Here is a 24,990-nt window from a genome sequence, read left to right on the forward strand (position 1 = left end):
AGAGCACCCCGGTCAAAGTCAGCCCTGCGGCCAGAGTGCCTCCGAGTGAATCGTGCGGCAGTCTCATGTCGCCTCCCTCCCCAGCTCGTAACCGCCTTGGCGAGCAATCAAGGTGGCGGCATGGCGCTCTGCCGTCGCCGCCTGCCGGATAGCCTGCTGGATGACATGATGGTGCGGAGACTTGCTGCAGGCAGGGTCGGCATTGGTGGCATCTCCCGTCAGCAGCAGTGCCTGGCAGCGGCAGCCGCCGAAGTCCTTGTCTCTCTCATCGCAGCTACGGCAAGGCTCCTTCATCCACTCGTTGCCGCGAAATCTCTGGAAAGCCGGGGATTCCCGCCACAGCCATCCGAGGTCATGCCGGCGGACATTGGGAAAATCCATGCCTTCGATGGTACGTGCCTGGGAGCAGGGCAGCGCGGTGCCATCCGGCGCGATGGTCAGATGGATCGATCCCCAGCCGTTCATGCAGGCCTTGGGGCGACCCTCGTAATAGTCGGGAATGACGAAGAAGATGGTCATGGCATCGCCAAGGCGACGACGGGCACACCTGACCTCCTCTTCGGCCTGTTCCAGTTCCTCTCGGGTCGGCAACAGCTCGTCCCGATTGAGCAACGCCCAGTTGTAATACTGCACGTTGGCCAGCTCCAGATATTCCACGCCGAGTTCGCTGGCCAGCTCGATGATCTCCGGAACCTGCCTGATGTTGTGCCGGGTAATCGGGACGTTGAGCACCATGGGGAAGCCCTGGGCCTTGATCTCCCTGGCTATCGCCAGCTTCTTGTCGAAGCACTCTGCTCCCGCCAGCTTGTTGGCCGTCGCAGGGTCGCTGGACTGGAAGCCAAGTTGTATATGCTTCAGCCCCGCCTTTTTTAGCGCTCTCAGACGCTTCGCGGTGAGGCCGATCCCGGAGGTGATCAGGTTGGTGTAATAGCCTAGCCCATCAGCTTCCTCGACCAGCTCCTCGAGATCCTTTCTCAAGGTAGGTTCGCCACCGGAAAAACCTATCTGCATGGCACCCAGCTTGCGGGCATCCTGTATGACGCGTTTCCACTCCTCGGTGCTCAGTTCGTCGTTTCTAAAGCGATCGAAATCCACCGGATTGCTGCAAAAGACGCACTTGAGCGGGCATTGGTAAGTCAGCTCCAGCAATACCCATATGGGCTTGCCACCGCCATCAAGACGCAACGCGGATCCAGCCTTTGGCATGGGACACCTCCAGGAATTGGATGACGCCTTGGGCGATGACTTCACGCTCGGCATCGTAGCGCTTGCCGAGTTCATCGATGATCTCGTTCACGCTGGCACTGCCGTCACAGAGCGACAGAATATCGCCCCCCGTTCGGTTCAGCTTTACGATCCCTTCGGGATAAAGCAGCACATGTGCGTCTTGCGACGCTTCCCAGCGGAACAGGAAGGTAGGATGTATCCGATAGCTGTCGCCAAGCGCCACTCCTAGACTCGTCATCATAGCGAACACCTTGTTGTTGTTATCGTGCAAAAACCGGGAATGGCGTGCGGCCATCCCGGCTCCTTTAATCAACGGACATAGACATACGCCGTGACTTCGAATCCCAAGCGAAGATCACAGAACTCTGGATCGATCCATTGCATGATTACCTCCCATTCGTTCTTGTGGTGTGGAGATCGCAACGCATGGCGTTACACCACTGATGCTAGAGAGGCATGTGAAATACATGTATGAAACTTTGGAAGGAAAGCGCCTATCCATAGGTAGCAGACTTTGGGACATCCTATGGACAAGTGAATAGCTATCGTTTATCGGTTGATATACATCAATCTTCCATTGAGAGCGGTGTCCGCCCCGAGGAAGGGGCCAATTACTGCGGCAAAAGCATGTCACCCAGCTCCCGCTCGAGCCACTCGATGAGCCGCCCGCTGCGCCGTCGATCGCCACCAGGAGAAAGCCACAGGCATAGTCGAGCGGGTGTCTCGACGACCCCCCACGGCGCAATGAGCCGCCCCATACGCAGGTCGTCTTCGATCAGCAGCCGGGGCGCTATTGCCACGCCCAACCCTGCCACTGCCGCCTCTATCAGGTAATAGAGATGATCGAAGCCCTGCCCCTCGGCCAGCGCCCGCTCGAGACGCGCTGGGTCGAGCGCCTGTGCACTCGCCCACTGCGGCCAGGCCTGTGGACGCGAGGCGGTATGCAGCAGCCTGGCGTTGAACAGCGACGCCGGCTGAGCCGGATCGAACCGAGCGGCCAGTTGCGGGCTCACCACCGCACAGATGTGCTCTGCGGCAAGCTCGCATACTTCCACGTCGGCCGGCCACGGTGGTGCAGCAAACGTCAGGGTCGCACTGATCTGGTCCTTTCCGGGGCTGGCTTCGCTCTCGCTGGATACGACATGCAGCTTGAGCTCTGGCAGCTCACGGTTCAGATGATCGAGCCGGGGAATGAGCCAGCGCGCCAGGAGGCTGCCGGGGCAGGCCAGGATCAACGGCGCCCCTTCGACGTCACTTTTCAACTGTGCGCAGCTATCCCGCAAACGGACGAATGCCTCGCCAACGCCGCGCTGTAGCCGTTCCCCGTGGCCTGTGAGTTCCAGGCCTCGACCCGCCTTGGCAAACAGCGCCACGCCGAAGTGCTCTTCCAGGCTACGCAGCTGCCGACTGATCGCACCGTGAGTCACGCTGAGCTCATGCGCAGCGGCCGTGACGCTGCCCAACCGGGCAGTCGCCTCGAAGGCACGCAAGGCGCTGAGGGAAGGCATGGAGTTAAGCATCGATCTGTGATCCAGGCTCACATATATCGGCCATCTTATCGATTTTTCGCCCCGCCTGTCTGCGCTAGTTTCGTCGAACGTTCCATGAATCTTCGAGGCAACCCATGACCGACTACTCGATGCAGCCCGATGCCGATGGCTTGTTCGGCCGCTTCGGCGGTCGCTTCGTCCCCGAGACGTTGATGCCGCTGATTAGCGAGCTTCAGAGCGAATACGATGCGGCCCGGCAGGACAGCGAATTCCAGCGCCAGCTCGCCTACTTCCAGCGCGATTACGTTGGCCGGCCCAGCCCGCTCTACTTTGCCGAGCGCCTTACCGAGCACTTTGGCGGCGCCAGGATCTACCTCAAGCGCGAAGAGCTCAATCACACTGGAGCTCACAAGATCAACAATTGCATCGGCCAGATTCTGCTCGCCAAGCGCATGGGCAAGACCCGCATCATCGCCGAAACGGGCGCCGGCATGCATGGCGTCGCCACCGCCACCGTGGCGGCACGTTTCGGCATGCCCTGTGTCGTCTACATGGGCTCGGCCGATATCGAACGCCAGCAACCCAACGTGTTTCGCATGAAGCTGCTCGGCGCCGAGGTCATTCCGGTCACGACGGGTACCGGCACGCTCAAGGATGCGATGAACGAGGCGCTGCGCGACTGGGTAACCAACGTCGACGACACCTTCTACATCATCGGCACCGTGGCCGGACCGCACCCCTACCCCGCCATGGTGCGTGACTTCCAGGCGGTGATCGGACGCGAGACCCGCACACAGATTCTCGAGAAGGAAGGACGCCTACCCGACTCTCTCGTCGCCTGCATCGGTGGCGGCTCCAACGCCATGGGACTGTTCCATCCCTTCCTTGCTGATGAGTCGGTCCAGATGATCGGCGTCGAGGCCGGCGGCAAGGGCGTCGAGACCGGCCTGCACGCGGCGAGCCTCACCGGCGGCGCGCCCGGCGTACTGCACGGCAACCGCACCTACCTGCTGCAGGACGGGGATGGCCAGATCGTCGATGCCCACTCGATATCCGCCGGGCTCGATTATCCCGGCATCGGCCCCGAACATGCCTGGCTGCATGAGCAGGGGCGCGTCGAGTACGTCTCGATCACCGACGACGAGGCGCTCGCGGCGTTCCAGTGCTGCTGCCGTCTGGAAGGGATCATTCCCGCGCTCGAATCGGCCCACGCCCTGGCCGAGGTCGCCAAGCGCGCGCCAACGCTGCCCCGCGACCACCTCATGGTGGTCAACCTGAGCGGACGCGGCGACAAGGACATGATGAGTGTCGCCCAACACCTGGGAGAGAACTTCCAATGAACGCCGTCAAGGAGAACCCCGTGAACGCCGCCACTCGCCTCGATGAATGCTTTGCCGCACTCAAGGCGGAACAAAGGCCGGCCCTGGTAACCTACGTCACTGCCGGCGACCCTGACTTCGAGACCTCGCTGGAAATCCTCCAGGGGCTGCCCGCGGCAGGCGCCGACGTGATCGAGATCGGCATGCCATTCAGCGATCCCATGGCCGACGGCCCTACGATCCAGAAGGCAGCGCTACGCGCCCTGGAGGGCGGGCAAACGATGGCCCGAACGCTCGAGTTGGTGCACGCCTTCCGCCAACTGGACTCGCAAACGCCACTGGTACTGATGGGCTATTACAACCCCATACACCACTACGGCGTGGCGCGATTCCTGGCCGATGCGGCCCGTGCCGGTGTCGATGGCTTGATCGTGGTCGACCTGCCGCCCGAGCATGACGACGAGCTGTGCCTGCCCGCCAGGGAGCACGGTATTGCCTTCATCCGCCTCGCCACCCCGACCACCGACGCCAAGCGGCTGCCCCGGGTGCTGGATAATGCCTCGGGCTTCCTCTATTGCGTCTCGGTGAACGGCATTACGGGTGGTAGCGCCCCGCCGCTACAGGATGTCGAGCGCATGGTGGGTCGGCTGCGCGAGCATAGCCACCTGCCGATTGCGGTCGGTTTCGGCATTCGCACTGCCGCACAGGCGCAAGCGATTGGCCGATTCAGCGATGCCGTGGTGGTCGGCTCGGCACTGGTGGAAGGCATCGAAAGCGCCGAGACACGGCACGGCGCCGTCGAGGCGGTTCATGGCCTGGTGCGTGAACTGGCCGCTGGCGTGCGCCGGGCTGCCAACACGTAGTGCGAGCTTGGGAACCTAGACGCCCTGCCGCGGCTCCGCAGCCAGCTTGGCCGCCATGCCGGCCAGCACGCCGCCCATGACGTAGCGTTGCACGGCCAGCCAGGTCGGACGCTGCTGGAACCAGGTGGCGATACCCGCCGCCGACAGGGCAATCGCCAGGTTGACGGTGAAGCTCACCCCGATCTGGGTGAAGCCCAGCACCAGGCTCTGGAGAAAGACGGGGCCATGCTCGGGCGAGACGAACTGCGGGAAGATCGCCAGGTAGAACACGGCGATCTTGGGATTGAGCAGGTTGGTCAAAAAGCCCATCAGGAACAGCTTGCGAGGCCGGTCCGCTGGAAGCGCGCGCGCCTCGAAGGGCGAACGCGCGCCGGGCCTCACGGCCTGCCAGGCCAGGAAGAGCAGGTACAGCGCCCCGAGCCACTTGAGTATCTCGTAGGCCAGGGGAATGGCCAGGAACAGCGCGGTCAGTCCGACCGCCGCCGCCAGCATGTGCACCAGGAAACCGGCCAGCACGCCAAACAGCGAGATCACGCCCGCGGTCCGCCCCTGGCAGATCGAGCGCGAGATGAGATAGATCATGTTCGGCCCCGGCGTCAGCACCACGATCAAGGCGGCCATGGCGAAAAGTATCAGATCGGTCAGCGGTAGCACGACGTTATCCCTCTCCCTGTCGGACGAATGGCATTCAGCACCGGAGATTCCTCAGGTCAGGCCGGCCGTCTGGCCAGTAGCGCCCACACCCCCGCGGCCGAAAGCAGCGAGCCACCCACCAGATTAAAGCCGCGCTGGGCCCGTGGCGTGGAGAGCAAACGGCGGGCGGTGGCGGCAAAGAGCGCGTAGCAGGTAGCGTTCAGCGTGGCCAGCGTGACGAAGGTAGCGGCCAGCATCCAAAGCTGCGGCGTCACCGGCAGCTTCGGGTCGAGGAACTGAGGTAGGAAAGCCACGAAGAACACGATGCCCTTCGGATTGAGCGCTGTGACCAGGTAGGTATTGCCGAAAAGCTTCCAGCGCGACACGGGCTCCGCCGAGGTGAGCACGACGCTGGTGTTCGCCCCGGCACGCAGCAGCTTGATACCCAGGTAGAGCAAATAGAGCCCGCCGATCCACTTGACCGCGGTGAACCAGAACGCCGAGGTGGCCAGCAAGGCACCGAGGCCCAGCAGCGACATCGCCAGGGCCGTGGAATCCCCCAGGGCGACGGCGGCCACCAGCGGCAAGTTGGCACGCCGCCGCGAGGACAGCGAGTAGCTCATCACGGTGAGGATCGTCGGCCCGGGAATGGCCAGCATCACGGCGGAAGCGGCGACGAAGGCCAGCCAGAGCTCGATATTCATCTGCGTTGTCTCTCCATTGGCGGGGCCGGATCGACGTCACGCGAGCTGTCATGCCGGCACATTCCACAAGATGCCCGGTCCTGCCCTACCCGGCAAGTACGAGAATGCGATCCGGCTCCATGGAGAACATTCAGCCCATAGCGCCCTGATGGGCAAAGGCTCCCAGCAGCCACTCGGCCACCCGCTCCAGGCCAACGTGGCCGGCGAAGCGTCCATGCCGGACCAGTTGATAGCGAAGTCCCGGCAGCCGCGGGCCGAAGGGTACCTGCAACACGCCGCGTTCGAGCTCATCCCTCACCAGGGTCTGGCTCAGCAGCGCCACGCCCTGGCCGGCGATGGCGGCCTGGATCGCATGGCTCTCGTCCGAGAAGGTCAAGCTCGCGCCAAGGTCGGCAGTGGTGCCGCCCACCGCTTGGCACCAGTGCTGCCACGAGGGCAACCCCAGCGACGGGCTGTACCAGTCGAAGACGATATGCCGAACTCTCTTCAGGTCCTCATACACGGCCAGCCCCAACCGCGGGCTGGCAACCAGGGCGAAGGTATCGCTGGCCAGCACCTCGGCCTCGTGCTCCGGGTAGGGTCCCATGCCGTAGCGAATCGCCAACGATGCACTGCGCGACAGGTCCAGGGGCGCTTCGCTGGCGTGAATGCGCAAGTCGATATCGGGATGCCGGGCATTGAAATCGGCTAGCCGCGGCAACAGCCACTGACTGGCGAAGGCCGGCGTGCAGGAGAGCGTGACGCTACCGCCGTTGCCATGCTCACGCAGCGCTTCCAACGCCTCCGCAAAGGAATCGAAACCACGTCGCAGTACCGGGAACAGATGCTCCGCGGCTGCCGTCGGCACCACCTGGCGGATACGTCGCTCGAATAGCGCTACACCCAGCAACGCCTCCAGTTCGCGCACCTGGTGGCTGATGGCCGCAGGTGTCACGGCCAGCTCCTCGGCGGCCTGCTTGAAGCTACGGTGGCGCGCCGCCGCCTCGAAGGCGCGCAGTTGCGATAGTGGTAGCGTGCGTCGATTCACTGACGCCTCCTCGTTGAGCACTCAGTCATGATCATTTCATCATAGACAAGCTCAGGTATTTCATTTCACAAAAAATGGTCGTTTGTCAGCCACTCATCCTGGGTTGATTCTGACTATCACGCATCAACCAAGTTGAATTCTACTTGTCAGGAGATACCCATGACCACGCTACTTCACATCGATGCCAGCGCCCGCCCCGGCCGTTCCGGAATCGATCCCCACGGCTCCCATTCCCGTCGTCTCAGCGCCCGCTTCGTCGAACAATGGCAAAAGGCCCGCCCCGGCGATCGCATTCTCTATCGCGACGTGGGCCAGCACCCGCCTCACCCCGTTAGCGGCGAGTGGATCCATGCCGCCTTCACCAAGCCGGAAGCGCGTGAGCCCTGGATGCACGACGTCCTGGCCGAGAGCGACGCGCTGGTCGACGAGCTGCTGGAGGCCGATGTGATCGTTGCCGGCGTGCCGATGTACAACTTTGGCGTGCCGGCCGGCTTCAAGGCCTATATCGACAATATCGTGCGGGTCGGACGCACCTTCGGCTTCGACCGCTCGCGCCAGGGTCTGCCTTACTGGCCGATGCTGACCGAGATGAACAAGCGCCTGGTGGTGCTGGGCTCCCGCGGTGATTACGGCTACGCGCCAGGCGAGCGCATGGCCCATACCAACCACGTCGAGCCGCACATCCGCACCGTGTTCGGCTACCTGGGCATTGATAACGTGCACGGTATCGCCGCGGAGTACGATGAGTTCGGCGACGAACGCCTGAAGCGCTCGATAGCACAGGCCGAGCAGGAGATCGACGCGCTGGTCTTGGCATGGGCGAAGAATCTCGAGGAGGATCTGGTCGACGCCTGACAGCCGACAGGCCACGCACGGCGTGGCCTGCAACTCGTCCCGAATGGATCAAGCACTGGACATGGTCAGCAGATACGGCGATAAAAAAGCACCCTAGATATATACGCAACAATAACGACAATCGGGAAACATCAGATGGAACTGAAGCGACTGACCCATCTCGCCGCACTGCTGCTTACCTGCTCGACGCCCGCCATGGCCGATATCGAGGGCTCCGCCGACCATCCGCTACTCGGCCGCTTCGGCGATGCCACCATCAGCGCCTACCAGGCCGCCAACTACGATGCCGTGACGCTGCCCAGTGGCCCAATCGCGGATGCCAGAGCGGTCGACAACCCACTCGAACTCGAAGGCCGTGTGACCCGTATCGGCTATCGACTCCCCGTCGAGCATACCGCTCTCGAAGTCGCCCGGAACTATGAAGCCACCCTGGTGGAGGGAAATTTCGACATCCTCTTCAGCTGTGCCGGGCCTACCCAGTGCGGGAGAGGATTCAGCCGCTACGTGATCAACGAGGGAGTGGTTTTCCCATCAGCCTTCGATCGCGCCGCATTCAATGACAACTCCCGTGCGCTGCTGGCGATGCGTGCCGACGAACATGGTACGGCCCACGTCTTCCTCTACATCATGGAAGACCGGTCGAATGACCGCACGCTGGTCCGCCAGTTGGTGGTCGAGAGCGAGCCGCTTCAGCTCGGCCAAGTCAGCGTCAAGGATGCCGGCGCCCTGCAGGCTGCCCTCGATACCGATGGCAGCGTAATCGTCGATGGCATCTTCTTCGCCACCGACAGCGCCACCATCGAGGCGGAGTCGGCCGAAGCCCTCGAACAGATGGCCGAGCTGCTGCGCAGCGCACCGGAGCTGGCCGTCTACATCGTCGGCCACACCGACAACCAGGGCAGCCTCGACTACAACCTCGAGCTCTCGCAGCGGCGCGCCAATGCCGTCGTCGAAGCCCTGGGCACTCTCGACGGCATCGACGTCGCCCGGCTGGACGCCCGCGGCGTGGCTTCGCTGGCGCCTATCGCCAGCAATGGCAATGAGGCCGGTCGCGCCCAGAACCGTAGGGTCGAGCTGGTCTTGCAGTAAGAAGAATGAATCGGAGGAATCGAACATGCTGGACGGCCTGACGCTCGATCAGATGCGCGTCTTCGTCACCGTCGCCGAGACCGGCAGCTTTCGCGCGGCGGCGATGCGGCTGTCGCGGGTGCAGTCGGCGATCAGCCATGCGATTGGCAATCTCGAAGCGCAGCTTGAGGTGGAGCTCTTCGATCGTTCCGGTCACAGGCCACAGCTCACCCTCTCCGGGGCGTCACTTCTGGCAGATATCAGGGCTCTGTTGATCAAGGTCGACGCGGTACGCGCGCGGGCGCGAGGGCTGGGCCAAGGCGTGGAACTGGAGATCACCGTGGCACTCGACCCGCAGTTCCCGTTGCCGGTCCTGGGACGCGCCCTCAACGCGCTTTGCGAAACCTATCCCACGGTCACCTTTCGCATGCTCTCGAAGCCGCTTGGATCATCGTTTGAAGCGTTGCTGGAAGGTGAATGCGATCTGGCGATCAGCGGAATCGACCTGATCAATCCGGCAATTGAGTTGGAAGCGCTGATGACAGTCAGACGTGCCGCCGTTGTCGCGCGAAGCCATCCACTCGCGCAGGCGGTCGATACACCACTCAGCACGACGACGCTCGCCGATCACATCCAGGTGGTTGGCGAAGATCCGTCTGCGCTCACCGGCAAGCGCGACTATGGCGTGGTGTCGCCGTCGCGCTGGCGGGTGGCAGACAACCTTACGAAGAAGACGCTGATCCTGTCGGGAGTCGGCTGGGGCAGCCTCCCGATATGGATGATCGAACGCGAGCTGCACGAGGGTGATCTCGTTCGGCTTCCGGTCGCAGCCTTCACCAAGGGCGGCGAATCAACGACGCAAACCTATCTTGCTCGCCGCACCGACCGGCCTCTCGGCCCGGCGGGCACCGCCTTCCGCAAGGCGCTGCTGGACGCCCTACCGAGCTGTTCGTTGGAGATCGATGCAATAGCTGCGGCCCAGGATCGCCTGGTTGACTGATGGCTACAGTCCAATCGGATAGATCAGGATGATCCATCTTTTGTCAGTCCCGTGAATCACCAAGCTGTGGCATAAAACTCCTACGGAAGCACCGCGCACCTGAGCGCACAGACTCCTTCATCCCGACATCGACCACACGTTCCCCGCCAGAGCTTCGTTCCGGCGGGCACGGCACTCCATTGCCCTGAGGCAACCAACGAGGAAGAAAAAATCATGAATGACACGCCCATCCGCCTCGCGATCATCGTCGGTAGCAATCGTGAAGGCCGCTTCGCACCGACGATCGGCAAGTGGTTCCTGAACCATGTGAAGGACAGCCAGGAGTTCGAGGTCGATTACATCGACCTGGCCGACCTCAACCTCCCCGCGATCCTTCCCGCAGAGCTGGATAACGACCTCAAGGCATACACCGCACGGCTCGACGCGGCCGACGCCTTCGTGATGGTCGTGCCGGAATACAACCACAGCTATCCGGCTTCGCTGAAGCAGGCGATCGACCTCGGCTACGAAGAGTGGCGAGCCAAGCCGGTCGGCTTCGTAGCCTATGGCGGTTTCGCGGCCGGCGTGCGCGCGGTCGAGCACTTGCGCGGCGTCATGCCCGAGCTTCATGCCGTTACCCTGCGCGACACGGTCAGCTTTCAGAACCCGTGGGACCAGTTCGACGAGGACGGCCAGCCACGCAATCCGACCGGCTGTGCCGCAGCGGCGAACACGATGCTGCATCAACTCAAATGGTGGGCCAAGGCGCTGCGCACCGCACGCCACGCCGTGCCCTACACGGTCTCGGCATAGGCACGGTGGGGAGAAAGTCACAGCACTAACAGACGGAGCGCACGACAATGCCCGCAACGCAATACTCCCAATCGAACCCGCCGCGGCAGGCGGGATGGAGCACGGTCTTCATCATCGCCGGCGCAGGCGTGGTCTCCGCCTTTCAGGTTGGCAAGGCGCCGATGGCGCTCGGCACCGTCCAGCTCGATCTCGACCTCAGTCTCGTCGTCGTCTCGTGGCTCATATCGGCCTTCGCGATCGTCGGGGCCATCGTCGGGGCGCCTGTGGGAATGGCGGCCGACCGGATCGACACCAAGCGCATGGTGGTGGGCGGGCTGGCGCTTCAGGCGCTCGGCGCAGGACTCGGTGGCGTTTCGACCGGCGTCGAACTGCTGATGCTCTCTCGTGTCATCGAGGGGTTGGGCTTCATGTCGGTTTTTGTGGCCGGACCCACGATGATCTTCGCCATCGTTGCCAGGGGGATACAGGATCGCGCTATCGCGGTCTGGGCCACGGTCATGCCGGTAGGGATGACCGTGGTGATGCTCGCCGCGCCACTCCTGACCCTGCTCGAATGGCGTGGCTTCTGGCTGCTCAACTCGGCGATCCTGCTCGCCTATGCTGTCTTCTTCGTCTTCGCCATCCCATCGCAGAAGGTGGCGACTGCTCACGTCCAACGTATCGGCTCGCAACTGAAGCAGGCGCTCGTCGCACCCGGGCCATGGGCGCTCGCCACTATCTTCGCCGCCTTCTCGGCTGCCTTCTTCGTGGTGTTCGGCTTCCTGCCCTCACTGCTCACGGAACGGTTCGAGCTCGGCCCGGAACTGGCCAGCACGGTCTCAGCCATCGCCATCGCAGCAAGTGGTATTGGCAATCTCGCCGCCGGCTTCCTGCTCGCTTCGGGCCGCCAGCCACTTCATGTGCTGGCGGCGGGCTTTCTCGTGATGACGCTGTTCGGTTTCGGCGTGCTGGCTGCCGATCTTTCCTGGATCGCGATCGCCATCTTCGCGGTGCTGTTCGCTTTCATGGCCGGCCTGATCCCGGTCGTCCTGATGGATAGCGTGCCCCGCTTCGCGCCGCGCCCCGAGCTTGTGGGAGCGACGCTGGGCCTCGCCATGCAGGGCAACAATGTCGGGATGCTGGTCGGCCCGGCCGCCGGGGGCGCGCTGGCCGCAAGTCTCGGCTGGACGAGCGTGGCGGTCGCCATGGCGCTCGTCTCGGTCGCCGCCGTCCTGCTGGCGCGCTCGGCCTACAAGAAGAGGACAACATCCGAGCGCCAACCCGCAGGGGAAGGTGTTCAACCATGACCGAGCAAGCGCAGGCTGCGCCATCCCCATGGCGCGAAGGCTGGCGCTTGCGACGATCGCCAACGTAGCCAAATTCAGATATTGGCACCGCCGTCGATGGTGAACTCGGCACCTGTCACCGAGCGCCCTTCCGGCCCCGCCAGCCAGGCCACCAGACCGGCCACGTCGCCGGCCTTGTTGTAGCGGGGGATAGCCATGAGCCCGCGCTGGGCGTCGGAGAGTTCGCCGTCGGCGGGGTTCATGTCGGTATCGGTGGAACCCGGGTGCACGATGTTGACGTTGATGCCGCGCGGTCCGAGGTCCCGCGCCAGCCCCTTGGTCAGCCCCACCAGGCCCGCCTTGCTCATGGCGTACAGGCTGATGCCGGGCCAGGGAACACGCTGGGCCAGATTGCTGCCGATGGTGATGATGCGACCGCCCTCCGGCATATGTCCCACCGCCGCCATGGCAGCCACCACCGGCGCCCGCAGGTTGATCGCGATGGTGCGATCCAGCTCTTCAAGCGTCACTTCCTCTATCGTCCCGGACAGGAAGATGCCCGCGTTGTTGACCAGGATATCGAGCCCGCCCAGCTCGGCTACCGTCCGCTCGACGGCGGCCTCGAGCGCCGCGGCGTCACGATTGTCGGCGCGAATCGCCACTGCCCGCCCACCCGCCGACACGATCTCGTCCACCACCGACTGCGCCTGGGCCTCGCCGTTGACGTAGGTCACCGCCACTGCTGCCCCTTCCTCCGCCAGGCGCCGGGCAATGGCGGCCCCTATTCCACGGCTGCCACCGCTGACCATTGCTGCCTTTCCGCTGAGTCGCTGCATGTCTCGCCTCCATTCAGGTGATTTATGTAGTGATCGATACATAAATAAGATGACTAGACATGCGCATCTCTGTCAAGATATTTTGTAGTTATCGATACAAAAAGGAGTGGAGCATGCCCCCGCGTGGCAGACCCCGCGGCTTCGACAGGGAAGAGGCCCTGCGCCGTGCCATGGAAGTGTTCTGGGCCCAGGGCTACGACAGCGCCTCGCTTGCCGACCTGACCCGGGCCATGGGCATCAACGCCCCCAGCCTCTACGCCACCTTCGGCAGCAAGGAGGCACTGTTTCAGGAAGCGGTGGCACTCTACGTACGCTCGGAAGGCAGCGGTATCTGGGAAAAGGTGGAGACGGCGCCGACGGCACGTACCGCCATCGAGCAAGTGCTGCACGCCACGGCCGAGGCCTTCACGCGTGGCCCTGCTCCACGGGGCTGCATGATCGTGCTTGCCGCCCCACAGATGCAGGGCGCCAATGATCAAGTGTGCGATGCCTTGAAGGCGCATCGCCAGGCAAACGGCTGCCTGCTGGAGCGCCGCCTGAAACGTGCCGTCGAGGAAGGCGAACTGCCCACATCGACCAACTGCCGGGCAATCGCCAATTATTACGTCACCCTGCAGCACGGCATGTCGATTCAGGCCCGCGACGGCGCTTCACGAGAAACGCTGCAGGCCATTGCCGACTGCGCCATGGCGGGCTGGGAAGCTCTCATCGACGTTGCACACGAAGCCTAGCGCCTGGAGCGGCCTGGCTTGCTCCTGACGGCATTTGCATGGCGCTCCCAGGGCGGAACCGGCTCCCACCGTTCGACGAGAAAGTCGAGGAAGGCCCGCACCCTGGGGGGCACCAGGCGCCGCTGCGGCATGATCGCGTGAATGCCCGTCTCGGGCGGCGCATGGTCAGGGAGAATCCACTGCAGCCGGCCGGCCCTCAGGTCGTCGCACACATGCCAGGTGGAATGCTGCACGATGCCCAGCCCCGCCACGGCGGCGTCGCGCAGGAGCTCGCCCTGGCTGCTGCGGATGCGTCCCCCCACCTTGACGCTCACATTCTCGCCGCTGGCATCACGCAGTCGCCAGATGCCGGATTCCCCCTCGCCGTCGGTCAACAGTAGGCATTCGTGTCGGGTCAACTCCTCAGGCGTGCGCGGAATGCCGTGGCGTTTCAGATAATCGGGAGAAGCGCACAGCACGCGGCGATTCGCGGCCAGCCGGCGAGCCACCAGGCTGGAATCGGCCAGCGAACCTATGCGAATGGCCAGATCGAACCCGAAGCCCACGATGTCCCGGCGCTGATCGGACAGATCGAGGTCAAGTCGCAGTTTGGGATGGCGACTCAGGAAATCGGGCAACAACGGCGATACATAGAGGCGGCCAAAGGTGGGAGGCAAGGTCAGGCGCAAGGTCCCGGCGACCTCGCGCGTCGACCGGTGCAGCCCACCCATTAGCGCCTCGAGGTCCTCCACCGCTTCCCGGCCTTGTTCAGCCAGGCTGCGGCCCTCCGCCGTCGGTCTTAGTTGCCGTGTGGTGCGCTGCAGGAGTCGCACACCGAGCTCCCGCTCGAGGCGCTTCAAGCGCTGGCTGGCAACGGCCGCGGAGAGATCCAGGCTGCGTGCCGCTTCGCTGATAGACCCCAGGTCGAGAATGCGCAGGAACAGGGAAAGATCGTCGATTCGACTCATTTTAAATTCTTTGTTGAAAGTCTTTGCCCTTTTAGCCTGCTTATCTTGAAAGCACAACGTTCTATGCTCCGCCTACATTCCAACTGACAGGAGCTGAGCCATGGAGTATCGCTTTCTAGGCCAATCCGGCTTCAAGGTATCGTCACTCGGGCTGGGCGCGGGCACCTTCGGCGGCAAAGGCCCACTGTTCAGCGCCTGGGGCAACACCGACGTCAAGGAGGCGGCCCGCCTCATCGACATCTGCCTCGACGCCGGGGTCAATCTGTTCGATACCGCCGATGTCTACTCCGATGGCGCTTCCGAGTCGATTCTCGGGGCCGCCATCAAGGGCAGGCGGGATCGCGTCGTTCTCTCCACCAAGCTGACGCTGCGCATGGGCGACGAGCCGAATGATGTCGGCGCCTCTCGCCACCACCTGCTCAAGGCGACGGACCAGGCGCTGAAGCGGCTCGATACCGACCATATCGATATCCTGCAGCTGCATCACTTCGACGCCATGACGCCGGTGGAGAGTGTGATGGCAACGCTGGACGAACTGGTCCGCGCCGGCAAGGTGCGCTATCTCGGCGTCTCGAACTTCTCCGGCTGGCAGATCATGAAATCCCAGGCAGTGGCCGAACGCTACGGCTATTCCCGCTTCGTCGCCAACCAGGCCTACTACTCACTGGTCGGACGCGACTACGAGTGGGAGCTGATGCCGCTGGGACAAGATCAGGGCCTGGGGGCGATCGTCTGGAGTCCGCTCGGCTGGGGGCGCTTGACCGGCAAGATTCGACGCGGTCACCCGCTTCCCGGCCATAGCCGACTGCATGAAACCGCCGGCTTCGCACCGCCGGTGGACAACGAACGCCTGTACCGGATCGTCGATGCGCTCGATGGCATCGCCGAGGAAACGGGCAGGTCGATTCCCCAGATTGCCCTTAACTGGCTACTCGGACGACCCACCGTATCCAGCGTGTTGATCGGCGCACGCAACGAGACCCAACTGCGAGGCAACCTGGGGGCTACCGGATGGCAACTCGACGAGGAGCAGACAAGGAGGCTCGACGAAGCCAGCCGCGTGACGCCACCCTATCCCTACTACCCTTACTGGAACGGTCAGTTCGCCGAGCGCACCCCCCCTCTCGTATGAGCGCCGCTCGGCCCTGGTCACCGAGGCTGGAGGGAGCGGCTGCAGCGATACGACCGCAGGCCGGGGTTGAGGCCCGTGCGATCCGTTGGAAGGCAAGGAGGAGGTACCGACATGTTAGCGTTACCGATAACCCGCAAGTGGCGTCGACTGGATGAGCCGGGCTTGGAGGTCTTGCATGTCCAGCCGGACGACGGAGGCTTCCTGGCCCTGTCCACGGTCGTGCACGCCGGAGCGGAGGCATTCGGCTTGTCCTACCTCTGGCAACTCGACCGCGACTGGCGTACCCACCGCCTGGAGTTGCACCTCGCAAGCCCGACGGTCGAGACCCTGCTGGTCGAGCGCAGCGACGAGGGCTGGCGAGTGAATGGCCGGCTGCGACCTGATCTCGCCGAGTGCGAGGAAATGGACCTGTCGGCGACACCGTTCTGCAACACGCTGGCCATGTGCCGGCTCCAAGGCTCGGGCGAACTCACCACACTCTACGTAGACCTGCCCTCCCTTCAATTGTTGCCGTCCCGTCAGCGCTATACGGCTCTTGGCAAGAACCGTTGGCGATACACGGACCTGGGCATCGCCAAGGGCTTCGAGGCCGACCTGAATGTCGACGACGATCTTCTCGTCGTCGACTATGAAGGTCTGTTCGAGACCTTGAATGGGACTCAGACCTAGCAGAGCGAGCAGGACTCGCCTTTCTCGTCCGGTTGCTCCTGAGCTTCTCCACCGATAGCGCCGACATGGCGCAGGCTGACGATGGAGATCACCGCCAGTACCAGGATGGCAATACCACCCACGGTGGCGGTCACGTTCAGCCCCGCGGTGAAGGCCTGCTGGGCCTCCAACAACAGGCCTGCAGGAAGGCTTTCGCCAGCCGAAACGGTGGCCCACAGGCTCTCCTCCACGACGCCCGCCACCTCGGCGGCTTCGCCATCGGCCATCGTCGCGCTGACCTGCGCGCGATAGACGAAGGTTGCCAGGCTACCCAGCAGCGCCACGCCCAGCGCAACGCCAAGCTCCTGCACCATCTCCGACATGGCCGAGGCCGAGCCTGCCTTCTCCGCCGGTGCCGCGCCCACGACCAGGTCGGTGCCCAGGGCAGCGATGGTACCCAGGCCGAGATAGACCAGCGAGAACCCGGCTATCGCCATACCCACTCCGCTGGAATTCACTTCGACGCTGGCCAGCAGCCAGTAGCCAAGCGTCGAAAGTGCCAAGGCGGCGCCCACCACGTAACCGGGACGAATACGCCGGGCAATCAGCGGCGCCAGAATGCCTGCCAGCACCATCATCAGCGCCGGCGGCCCCATCCACAGCCCCGCCGCCAGCGGTGTGAGCCCCGCCACCAGCTGCAGGTATTGGGTCACCAGCAACATCACACCAGAGACGCCGACCAAGCCCACCAGCAGCACCACCAGCGCGGCACTGAACGTACGGCTGCCGAACAGCCGCATATCGAGCAGCGGGTCGTCCAATTGCTGCTGCCGGCGCACGAAGACAAGCGCCATCAGCGCACCCAGCACCAACGCCAGTACCGGAACGGGTTCGAGCCCCAGCTTGGCCAGCTCCTTCACGCCATAGACTGCCGGCAGCACGGCGGCCAGCGAAAGCGCTACGCTGAGGAAATCCAGCGGGCCACTGCGCTTCGCACGATACTCCGGCAGCAATATCGGCGCCGCAATCAGCAGAACAGCCACCACGGGCACCGCCACCAGGAAGGCGGAACCCCACCAGAAGCGCTCCAATAACACGCCGCCGACTACCGGCCCCAGCGCCATGCCCAGGGCGAACATGGTGGCCCACACGCCGATGGCCAAGGCGCGCTGACGCACATCGCCGAACATGTTGCTGATCAGCGCCAGGGTCGACGGCATCAGCGTCGCACCGGCCACCCCCAGCACTGCACGGGCCGCAATCAGCATGGCGGCACTGGTGGAATAGGCGGCGATCACCGACGTGACACCGAAGGCCACGGCGCCGATCATCAGCAGCCGGCGACGGCCGATGCGGTCGCCCAGGGTACCCATGGTGATCAGAAAGCCCGCGATCATGAAGCCGTAGGCATCCATGATCCACAGCGCCTGCGTACTGCTCGGCTGCAGATCCGCCGCCAGGGCGGGCAGCGCCAGATAGAGAATGGTGACATCGAGGCCGAGCAGTGCCGTAGGCAGTGCCAATACCGCCAGGCCGGCCCACTCCTTGATACCCGCCTGCTGCCGGGTGAACCGCGAGCCTGACGCTTCATTGAGGGAAACCATGCCGTGCCTCCTTTCCATAGGGTTGGCATGGTAGTCTTGGCCTATCTTAATAGGGGTACAATATAGCCACTTATCCTATTACCAGTAGTAATTGCATAGGTTAATGACATGGGCGGACGCAGCCTCGACCGAACCCGCAGCGAACTCACCGACTTCCTGGTTCATCATCGCAACAAGCTGACGCCGGCCGACGTCGGCCTGCCCAGCACCGGACGACGGCGCACCCCGGGGCTGCGCCGCGAGGAAGTGGCCACCCTCGCCGGCGTGGGACTGACTTGGTACACCTGGTTCGAGCAGGGGCGCGACATCAACGTTTCGGAGAGCTTCCTGCTCAGCGTTTCAAAAGCCCTCAAGCTCGACGATGCTGAGTGCTGCCATCTGTTCCTGCTCGCCCACCGCCGCCCGCCACCGGTGGAGGCCTACCAGTGGCAGGAAATTCCGCCCCTGGTACAAACGCTGATGGACGACATGCCGAGGCCCGCCTATGTGATGAACTTGCGCTGGGACGTCATCGCCTGGAATACCGTGGCCGATGGTCTGTTCGGCTTCAGCGACAGGGAGACCGGTGAGCGCAACATGATGCGCCTGTTGTTCGCCGATCCTGCGCTACGCAGGAAGCTGCCCGACTGGCGCCAGGACGCCCCTCGCCTTCTCGCCCAGTTCCGCTGCGACCTGGCCGCCGCACCCGAGGACCCCGCCATGCAGGAGCTGACAGAAGCGCTCGCCAAGCTGTCGCCGGACTTTCGCCGCTGGTGGGAACAGCCCAACCATGAAGCCTACCGCTACGGCATCGGCACGCTCGTCGACGCCGACTCAACCCCGAGGGAGTACGAACACGCCATGCTGCTGGTGGACGAGCATCGGCATCTCAGGATGGTGGTTTACTTCAACTGTCACTGACTGCCCTCATGGCGACATCCTGCCCAAGATGTCTTCTATTTCGGCCCTCAGCCACTGCGACGCAGGATGGTTGTCCTCCTGAACCGTCCACACCATGGACACGTCGGGCAACGTGAGCGTCATCGGTACCGGGACCACATGCAGGCCGAATGCCTTACCGTAGCGTCTAGCCATCCGGGTTGGCAGCGTGGCAATCAGCGGCGCATTCGCGACCATGCCCAGCACGCCGAGGAATTCCGACGAAGTCGCGACCACGTTGAGTTCGTCACCTATCGCATCGAGTGCCGATTCGAGACAGCCGTGCAAACTCTCACTGAGACTGACCAAGGCATGTGGCAGGCTCAGGTAATCTTTCAAGGGAATCGATCCTTCGAACGCCATCTGGTCGGGATGGAAAACGCAGCTCAGCGATTGCTCGAACAGCAACTGCTGACGATAACGTCTCGCCTGGCTGTCAAAACAGCCGACAGCCAAGTCCAGAATGCGATCGTCCAGCATCCGGTAGACATCACGCTGCTGCACCGGACGGCCATGGAGCTTTACCCCTGGGGCCCGCTGACGCAATCGCGAAGCGAGCTCCGGCATCAGCAGCAGCTCCACCTCGCTTGAGAACCCCATCCGGAAGATGCGTTGGTCGGTCGTTGGGTCGAACTCCGACCTGGCATGAATGACCGACTGCATCATTCCGAGCGCCTGCGCCACCGGCTCGGCCAGCGTTAGAGCGCGCACGGTCGGTTGCATGACCGTCCCTACACGCACGAACAGTTCGTCCTGAAACAACGTCCTCAACAGCGACAGATTGTGGCTCATGGCTGGCTGACGAATCTTCAGTCTTTCTGCCGCCCGGGTCACGCTTCTCTCGCGCATCATCGCGTCAAAGGCAATCAGGAGGTTCAGGTCGAAACTTCGCAGATCGAAATGGTCGATTGACTGCATTCTTTGAATCGATTTGGTTAATGACAAGCCAAGAAGTACGCTGACTTCCGTCACCAGTCAACAGGAAAGAACCATGACGCCTCCGGAAACCTTTCTCGTCGGCGATGCGCGAATCATCAAGGTGCCTGAGTTAGTTCTTGATACAGTCGATGCTTCTCAGCTCTTCCCTGAAGGCGATATACAGGCGCTGAACGGCGATGCCACTCATTGGGGCGAACAAAGCTTCGATTTCGAGCGCGGCCTGCTTCGGCAAAGCATCCACGCCTGGGTGGTCCAGACCCCGACTCATACCGTACTGATCGATACCGCCACCGGAAACGACAAGCAGCGCCCGACAGCTCCGTTGTTCCACCAACTTGAAGAGCCCTTCCTGGAACGGCTACAGGCGGTCGACGTCTCGCCTGACGCGGTGGACTTCGTCCTGCTCACCCATCTTCACGCCGACCATGTCGGCTGGAACACCAGACTACAGGGTGGGCTCTGGGTACCGACCTTCCCCAATGCGCGCTACATCTTTTCCGAACGCGAATATGCATACAACCTGGCCCTTTCCCGGGAGCGGGAGGGAGTGGCATCGATCCAGCGACAGACAGGAATGGGCACACCGCGTCACGAGCCGCTCGACGGTGTCTTCGAAGATAGCGTCATGCCAATCGTGGCGGCCGGTCTGGATCAGCGCATCGTGATCGACAACACCGTGATCGAGGGCTTCTGCTTCCATTCCACACCTGGCCACAGCATCGACCACGCCTCCATCTCCCTCACCTCCCGAGGTGAGACCGCCTTGTTCTGGGGTGACATCATGCATCACCCACTCCAGTTTCGGCGCCCCGAGATCAATTCCGTTTACTGCGAATTCCCACAGGCGGCGCAACGCTCCCGCCACAGGGCCATGCGCCTGGCTGCCGAACTCGATGCCTTGGTCTTCACCACTCACTTCGGCGACAGCTCCGTCGGCAGAGTCAGACGCCAGGCTCACGGTTTCGATTGGCAATTCATTCAAGGAGTCCGGTCATGAACGCCAACGCTTCGACTGTCGCACTGCTTAGCGACACTTACCTGATCGACAGTGACACCGCAGACATCCGCTTGCAGCTACGTCGCAGACGCCGATCCGACATGGGCCGCGCCAACTCGAGCAATACGCTGATGCTGATGCACGGCGCCACTTTCCCCAGCGAGAGCCTGTTCGACGTTCCTGTGGATGGCGCATCGTTCATGGACGTGCTGGCCACGGCCGGATTCGACGTGTGGGCGGTGGATGCTCGCGGCTATGGTGGTTCGACCCGCCCGGCCGAAATGGCGGCTCCGCCCGATATCTCACCACCGCTGACGTCGGCACGGGTCGCAGCACGCGACCTCGCCTCGGCGGTCGAGCATGTTCTCGCCGAGAATGACATCGAACGTCTCAGCGTCGTCGCCATGTCCTGGGGCGGTTCGGTCGCCGGCATTTATGCCGAACGGCATGGCAAATACATCGAAAAGCTGGTGCTGGTGGCACCGCTGTGGCTGTCGAATCGCCCACTGCGCATCGATGCAGGACAGCCGCTGACAGCGTGGCGTCCGATACCTGTCGACGCCTTTCGCGAGGCGTGGCTGGCAGGCGTACCAGGCGACCGGCACGAGGCCGTGCTGCCACCGAGCTGGTTCGAACGGTGGTCGGCTGTCACCAAGGCCACCGACCCGAATGCTGCCGAACCTGGTGCCATCCGGGCACCGGGTGGTGCCATCCAGGATGTCCGCGAGCATTGGCTCGCCAACCGCCCACTCTATGACCCGAGCGCGATCACCGCACCGGTACTGCTCGTTCGCGCCGAATGGGACCAAGACGTGCGAATCGACATGATCCAGGATCTGTTCAAGCGCCTCGATAACGCCGCCTACCGGCGCTGGGTCGAGATCGGCGAGGGTACCCACATGATTCTGATGGAGCCGGGCCGCTGGCAGGCCTTCGATGCCATTATTGGCTTCTTGAAGGAACCCCTTCATCCACTCAGGGAATCATCCTGGAGCACCGCTGGGACAGTCGGTTAGCTCTGGGCAAAGCAATATTCCGCTGCTCCTCGCCTCGCCGAGGAACCTCATGGCGTACGAGCACACTGCACTGCCGCGACTCTCGCCTCTTTCTCCGCCGGCTTGGAGCGCGACTTGTAGAACATCACTCCATTCCCGGCCAGGATCGTAATCAGTCCTACCAAGGCATGCGGCGTCCACTGGTAGCCCTCCACCAGAGTGGAGATACCCAGGGCCACCAGGGGAAACAGCAGGGTCGCATAGGCCGCCGGGCCGGGGCCGATCCGGCCCACCAAGGCGAAATAGACACCGAAGCCGATCACCGAACCAAAGATGGCAAGATAGAGTAAGGCACCCATATAGGTGGGTGAGGTGTCCACCACGAAAGGCGTACCGCTGACCACGACTAGCGCCAGCATGATCACGGCTCCATAGCCCATGGCGTAGGCGTTTGTGGAAAGCAGGTCCAGTCCGCGCCGCTGATGGCGCAAGCTGAGCATATTGCCAAGGGAGAAACCATAGGTTCCCACCAGCGCACAGCCCAAGCCGAACAGCACGCTGGCATCCAGTCCACCATGGTAGATGTCCGGCCAGAATAGGCAGACCATCCCGGCCAGGCCCAAAGAGGTCGCCAGCAGCAGACGCGGCGTGATCGTTTGGCGAAAGAAGAACACGCCATTGACGGCGTTGAACAGTACCGCCATGGAGAACACCACCGCAATCAGGCCGCTGGTGATATAAGCGGAGGCGGTATAGAAGAAATAAAAGTTGAGGCAGAACACACACAGGCCCTGCAAAGCGCAGAAAAGATGATCGCTCGCACCTAGCCGATGCAGCCGCCCCCTGGCCGACAGCCACAGCAGCAACACGCCGGCGGCCAGAGCGAAGCGATAGAATACCGACAGCATCACTGGCACCTCACCGACTTGCAGGGCAATGGCGATCCAGGTGGTGCCCCAGATCAGCACGGTGGTCGCATAAAGCAACAGGTTCATGATCGCACTCCTCGGTATTCGATCAACCAAGTGTGCGTCTCTCGGCAGGCAGCCGGCATCCAGCTTCTTGCGCCGGTCATTTGATTCTTGCGCTTTTTGCGTTCTTACCGCTCTTCGCTTGGCCCACCACAAGCGGCCAGTTACTATCGAGCCCAGCGGTCAGCGGCCGAAGGAGAAGGGGCCATGCAGTACCATGTCTTCGAGCGCCTGGGGCAACACAATGCCCAATTGAAGCGCGCCGCCCAACTCGATGGAGGAACCGGTCTATCCCAGTGGTACAACAACAATGACTACATCGCGCTCGACAAGCCGGCCCACCACACCCTGAGCCTCTACGTGGCCGATGGCTATGAGTCCTACCGTAAAACCCCAGGCGGTTGGCACAACGGCGGCGCCCCTGATCGTTTCTGCCTGATGCCGGGCCAGCATGAATCCACTTGGGATCTCCGTGGCCCTCTTGAGTTCGTTCACCTCTATTTCACCGACAAGCACTTGGCGGGGCTGGCCGAACGGGTCTGGGACATGGACGCCTCCGGCCTGCTGTTGGATGAGAAGACCTTCGCCGATGACCCTCTGATCGCGAGCCTGTATCGTCAGTGGCTGCTTACCCTCGACTGGCAGGAGCGGGCCGACCGCCTGGCTCTAGACAGCGCCGTCACCCTGCTACTCGTGCATCTGCTCAGATCCTACAGCCAGCGCCAACGAGCTCTTCCGTGCCCCCGCGGAGGGCTGGCACCCTACCGCCTGCGGCAGGTGCTCGACTATATCGAGGCCCACCTGGACCAGCCGCTACCCCTCGCCGAGCTGGCTGCACAAGTCCAGCTCAGCGAGTATCACTTCGCTCGCATGTTCAAGCAGAGCCAGGGACTATCCCCCCACCAGTACGTGCTCCAACGCAGACTGGCACAGGCCGAGACACTGCTACACGACACAACGTTACCGCTGGCCGAGATCGCCCTGGCTTGCGGCTTCAGCTCCTCGAGCCACCTGGCCAGTCGCTTTCGTCAGGCCAAGGGCATCGCCCCCTCGCGACTGAGGGAGTCGAGAAACCGATAACGGTTTTTTTCAGGAGTGCATGGAATTCCCCCAATGCTCAAGCAGCATATCGATAAACAACTGGGCTGTGCTGGAGATACTGTGCGAACTGCTTCTGACCAGGCCGATGGTTCGCTGGATTCGAGGTTCGGGAAGCTCACGTGAGCAGAGCGTGTCATGGTCCGGGCCGGGCATCGTCATCTTGGGCAGGATCGCCACGCCCAACCCGGATTCGACCAGGCCAAGCGAGGTGGAAAGGTGCTGAACCTCGTAGAAGCTGTTCAGCCGGATGCCTTCGGCGGAGAGGGCATTGTCCAGCAAGGTGCGATTGCCGCTATCGCGACTGACGGTGATCAATCTGACCTGCTCGAGATCCGCCCATTCGATGCTCTCCTTTGCCGCCAGCGGATGGTCGGATCTCAGGGCCAGCACGAAGGGATCTCGTAACAATGGCGTGAAGGAGACCTCGGGGCTTTGTGCGCTGAACATGTTGATGCCGAAGTCGGCCTCGCCATTGATGACCCGCTGCAGCCCCTCGTTGGCGCTGACGTCGAGGATGCGGATGCGGATCCCCGGCCAGGCCTCGCTGAAACCACGAATCACGCTTGGCAGGAAGTAAAAGGCGGCGGTGGGCAAGCAGGCGATTGTGACCGTGCCCTTCTGGTGCGTTGCCAGCTCTCGTATGTTCAGAATCGATGACTCGTATTCTTCGATCATGCGTCTGGCGCGTGGCAAAAAATCCGCCCCGATCGGCGTCAGCTGCGTTCTTCGCGTGGTTCGTTCAAGCAACTCGACTTCCAAAAGCTCCTCGAGCTTCTGAATGCGTCGCGATAAAGCCGGCTGAGAAAGATGCAGACGTTGCGCAGCCTCATGGAAAGAACCCAGCTCTGTGACCAGTATAAATGCTTGAAGATCAAGAAATTCCAGGCGATGTAGCATTTATGCACTCTTGCATGACACATAGGCATTG

Annotated in this window: 27 protein-coding genes; 14 read left to right on the forward strand and 13 right to left on the reverse strand. The window is 62.8% G+C overall.

All coding sequences use genetic code 11. From position 1 onward, the window contains the following. Window positions 1-63: 63 nt before the first annotated feature. The 4 genes from pqqE to SPH52_RS01115 form a co-directional block, all read right to left on the reverse strand. A complete protein-coding gene (gene pqqE, locus SPH52_RS01100; protein WP_411793148.1) occupies window positions 64-1,206 on the reverse strand; it encodes a pyrroloquinoline quinone biosynthesis protein PqqE in 1,143 nt (380 codons plus the stop codon). Continuing rightward, window positions 1,175-1,522, reverse strand: a complete 348-nt coding sequence (pqqD, locus tag SPH52_RS01105; RefSeq protein ID WP_411793149.1) for a pyrroloquinoline quinone biosynthesis peptide chaperone PqqD — start codon at window positions 1,520-1,522, stop codon at window positions 1,175-1,177. The genes pqqE and pqqD overlap by 32 nt, the downstream gene beginning before the upstream one ends. Window positions 1,523-1,536: 14 nt before the next feature. Beyond that, on the reverse strand, window positions 1,537-1,611 hold the full coding sequence (gene pqqA / locus SPH52_RS01110) for a pyrroloquinoline quinone precursor peptide PqqA (RefSeq protein WP_074519857.1): 75 nt from the start codon (window positions 1,609-1,611) through the stop codon (window positions 1,537-1,539). Between the two features lie 227 nt (window positions 1,612-1,838). After that, window positions 1,839-2,747, reverse strand: coding sequence for a LysR family transcriptional regulator (locus SPH52_RS01115; protein WP_411793150.1), 909 nt, complete (start codon window positions 2,745-2,747; stop codon window positions 1,839-1,841). Window positions 2,748-2,851: 104 nt separating this feature from the next. Here SPH52_RS01115 and trpB point away from each other — a divergent pair, with 104 nt between their 5' ends. After that, the gene (gene trpB / locus SPH52_RS01120; RefSeq protein WP_411793151.1) at window positions 2,852-4,057 is read left to right on the forward strand and encodes a tryptophan synthase subunit beta; all 1,206 of its coding nucleotides are present in this window, start codon (window positions 2,852-2,854) and stop codon (window positions 4,055-4,057) included. Beyond that, window positions 4,054-4,899 carry a tryptophan synthase subunit alpha gene (gene trpA / locus SPH52_RS01125; RefSeq protein WP_411793152.1) on the forward strand — a complete coding sequence of 282 codons (846 nt, stop codon included), beginning with the start codon at window positions 4,054-4,056 and terminating at the stop codon, window positions 4,897-4,899. Before trpB ends, trpA begins: the two co-directional genes overlap by 4 nt. Before the next feature lie 15 nt (window positions 4,900-4,914). Here trpA and SPH52_RS01130 read toward each other — a convergent pair whose 3' ends face one another. From SPH52_RS01130 to SPH52_RS01140, 3 genes are all read right to left on the reverse strand, one after another. Then, complete coding sequence (locus tag SPH52_RS01130) at window positions 4,915-5,553, reverse strand: LysE family translocator (protein WP_411793153.1); 639 nt, start codon at window positions 5,551-5,553, stop codon at window positions 4,915-4,917. A gap of 56 nt (window positions 5,554-5,609) precedes the next feature. After that, complete coding sequence (locus SPH52_RS01135) at window positions 5,610-6,236, reverse strand: LysE family translocator (RefSeq protein WP_411793154.1); 627 nt, start codon at window positions 6,234-6,236, stop codon at window positions 5,610-5,612. Window positions 6,237-6,366: 130 nt separating this feature from the next. After that, window positions 6,367-7,263 (reverse strand): LysR substrate-binding domain-containing protein, encoded by an 897-nt coding sequence (locus SPH52_RS01140; RefSeq protein WP_411793155.1) that lies wholly within the window; start codon window positions 7,261-7,263, stop codon window positions 6,367-6,369. Between the two features lie 159 nt (window positions 7,264-7,422). On the opposite strand from SPH52_RS01140, the gene SPH52_RS01145 reads away from it, so the two are divergent. The 5 genes from SPH52_RS01145 (at window position 7,423) to SPH52_RS01165 (ending at window position 12,264) form a co-directional block, all read left to right on the forward strand. Next, on the forward strand, window positions 7,423-8,118 hold the full coding sequence (locus tag SPH52_RS01145) for an FMN-dependent NADH-azoreductase (RefSeq protein WP_411793156.1): 696 nt from the start codon (window positions 7,423-7,425) through the stop codon (window positions 8,116-8,118). Window positions 8,119-8,253: 135 nt separating this feature from the next. Then, window positions 8,254-9,207, forward strand: a complete 954-nt coding sequence (locus SPH52_RS01150) for a DUF4892 domain-containing protein (protein ID WP_411793157.1) — start codon at window positions 8,254-8,256, stop codon at window positions 9,205-9,207. Window positions 9,208-9,232: 25 nt separating this feature from the next. Then, window positions 9,233-10,186: a LysR family transcriptional regulator gene (locus SPH52_RS01155; protein WP_411793158.1), complete on the forward strand. Its 954-nt coding sequence runs from the start codon at window positions 9,233-9,235 to the stop codon at window positions 10,184-10,186. A gap of 213 nt (window positions 10,187-10,399) precedes the next feature. Continuing rightward, window positions 10,400-10,978 (forward strand): NADPH-dependent FMN reductase, encoded by a 579-nt coding sequence (locus SPH52_RS01160; RefSeq protein WP_411793159.1) that lies wholly within the window; start codon window positions 10,400-10,402, stop codon window positions 10,976-10,978. A 47-nt stretch (window positions 10,979-11,025) separates the two neighbouring features. Then, the gene (locus SPH52_RS01165) at window positions 11,026-12,264 is read left to right on the forward strand and encodes an MFS transporter (RefSeq protein WP_411793160.1); all 1,239 of its coding nucleotides are present in this window, start codon (window positions 11,026-11,028) and stop codon (window positions 12,262-12,264) included. Window positions 12,265-12,338: 74 nt separating this feature from the next. Here SPH52_RS01165 and SPH52_RS01170 read toward each other — a convergent pair whose 3' ends face one another. Further along, window positions 12,339-13,079 (reverse strand): SDR family NAD(P)-dependent oxidoreductase, encoded by a 741-nt coding sequence (locus SPH52_RS01170; RefSeq protein WP_411793161.1) that lies wholly within the window; start codon window positions 13,077-13,079, stop codon window positions 12,339-12,341. A 113-nt stretch (window positions 13,080-13,192) separates the two neighbouring features. Here SPH52_RS01170 and SPH52_RS01175 point away from each other — a divergent pair, with 113 nt between their 5' ends. Then, entirely contained in the window at window positions 13,193-13,810 is a 618-nt protein-coding gene (locus SPH52_RS01175; protein WP_411793162.1) for a TetR/AcrR family transcriptional regulator, read from the forward strand. Here SPH52_RS01175 and SPH52_RS01180 read toward each other — a convergent pair. After that, window positions 13,807-14,757 (reverse strand): LysR family transcriptional regulator, encoded by a 951-nt coding sequence (locus SPH52_RS01180; RefSeq protein ID WP_411793163.1) that lies wholly within the window; start codon window positions 14,755-14,757, stop codon window positions 13,807-13,809. The genes SPH52_RS01175 and SPH52_RS01180 overlap by 4 nt on opposite strands. 100 nt (window positions 14,758-14,857) lie before the next feature. On the opposite strand from SPH52_RS01180, the gene SPH52_RS01185 reads away from it, so the two are divergent. Both SPH52_RS01185 and SPH52_RS01190 read left to right on the forward strand, forming a co-directional pair. Beyond that, window positions 14,858-15,889 (forward strand): aldo/keto reductase, encoded by a 1,032-nt coding sequence (locus tag SPH52_RS01185; RefSeq protein WP_411793164.1) that lies wholly within the window; start codon window positions 14,858-14,860, stop codon window positions 15,887-15,889. Window positions 15,890-16,000: 111 nt separating this feature from the next. After that, a complete protein-coding gene (locus SPH52_RS01190; RefSeq protein WP_411793165.1) occupies window positions 16,001-16,558 on the forward strand; it encodes a putative glycolipid-binding domain-containing protein in 558 nt (185 codons plus the stop codon). Here SPH52_RS01190 and SPH52_RS01195 read toward each other — a convergent pair. Then, the gene (locus tag SPH52_RS01195; protein WP_411793166.1) at window positions 16,555-18,141 is read right to left on the reverse strand and encodes an MFS transporter; all 1,587 of its coding nucleotides are present in this window, start codon (window positions 18,139-18,141) and stop codon (window positions 16,555-16,557) included. The two genes, SPH52_RS01190 and SPH52_RS01195, sit on opposite strands and share 4 nt — an antisense overlap. 108 nt (window positions 18,142-18,249) lie before the next feature. Here SPH52_RS01195 and SPH52_RS01200 point away from each other — a divergent pair, with 108 nt between their 5' ends. Continuing rightward, window positions 18,250-19,041: a helix-turn-helix transcriptional regulator gene (locus SPH52_RS01200; protein WP_411793167.1), complete on the forward strand. Its 792-nt coding sequence runs from the start codon at window positions 18,250-18,252 to the stop codon at window positions 19,039-19,041. Window positions 19,042-19,047: 6 nt separating this feature from the next. Here the strand turns inward: SPH52_RS01200 and SPH52_RS01205 are convergent, their stop codons facing one another. Beyond that, the gene (locus SPH52_RS01205; protein ID WP_411793168.1) at window positions 19,048-19,977 is read right to left on the reverse strand and encodes a LysR family transcriptional regulator; all 930 of its coding nucleotides are present in this window, start codon (window positions 19,975-19,977) and stop codon (window positions 19,048-19,050) included. A 73-nt stretch (window positions 19,978-20,050) separates the two neighbouring features. Here SPH52_RS01205 and SPH52_RS01210 point away from each other — a divergent pair, with 73 nt between their 5' ends. Together SPH52_RS01210 and SPH52_RS01215 are read left to right on the forward strand one after the other, a co-directional pair. Then, window positions 20,051-20,995 carry an MBL fold metallo-hydrolase gene (locus SPH52_RS01210; RefSeq protein WP_411793169.1) on the forward strand — a complete coding sequence of 315 codons (945 nt, stop codon included), beginning with the start codon at window positions 20,051-20,053 and terminating at the stop codon, window positions 20,993-20,995. After that, on the forward strand, window positions 20,992-22,011 hold the full coding sequence (locus SPH52_RS01215) for an alpha/beta hydrolase (protein ID WP_411793170.1): 1,020 nt from the start codon (window positions 20,992-20,994) through the stop codon (window positions 22,009-22,011). Before SPH52_RS01210 ends, SPH52_RS01215 begins: the two co-directional genes overlap by 4 nt. 47 nt (window positions 22,012-22,058) lie before the next feature. On the opposite strand, the gene SPH52_RS01220 is transcribed toward SPH52_RS01215, so the two are convergent. After that, window positions 22,059-22,985, reverse strand: coding sequence for a DMT family transporter (locus tag SPH52_RS01220; protein WP_411793171.1), 927 nt, complete (start codon window positions 22,983-22,985; stop codon window positions 22,059-22,061). Window positions 22,986-23,168: 183 nt separating this feature from the next. Here SPH52_RS01220 and SPH52_RS01225 point away from each other — a divergent pair, with 183 nt between their 5' ends. Next, window positions 23,169-24,041 (forward strand): helix-turn-helix domain-containing protein, encoded by an 873-nt coding sequence (locus SPH52_RS01225; protein WP_411793172.1) that lies wholly within the window; start codon window positions 23,169-23,171, stop codon window positions 24,039-24,041. Window positions 24,042-24,050: 9 nt separating this feature from the next. On the opposite strand, the gene SPH52_RS01230 is transcribed toward SPH52_RS01225, so the two are convergent. Then, complete coding sequence (locus SPH52_RS01230; RefSeq protein WP_411793173.1) at window positions 24,051-24,959, reverse strand: LysR substrate-binding domain-containing protein; 909 nt, start codon at window positions 24,957-24,959, stop codon at window positions 24,051-24,053. Window positions 24,960-24,990: the final 31 nt, after the last annotated feature.

This window comes from Halomonas sp. A29 (genome assembly GCF_046723295.1).
GTDB lineage: Bacteria > Pseudomonadota > Gammaproteobacteria > Pseudomonadales > Halomonadaceae > Halomonas.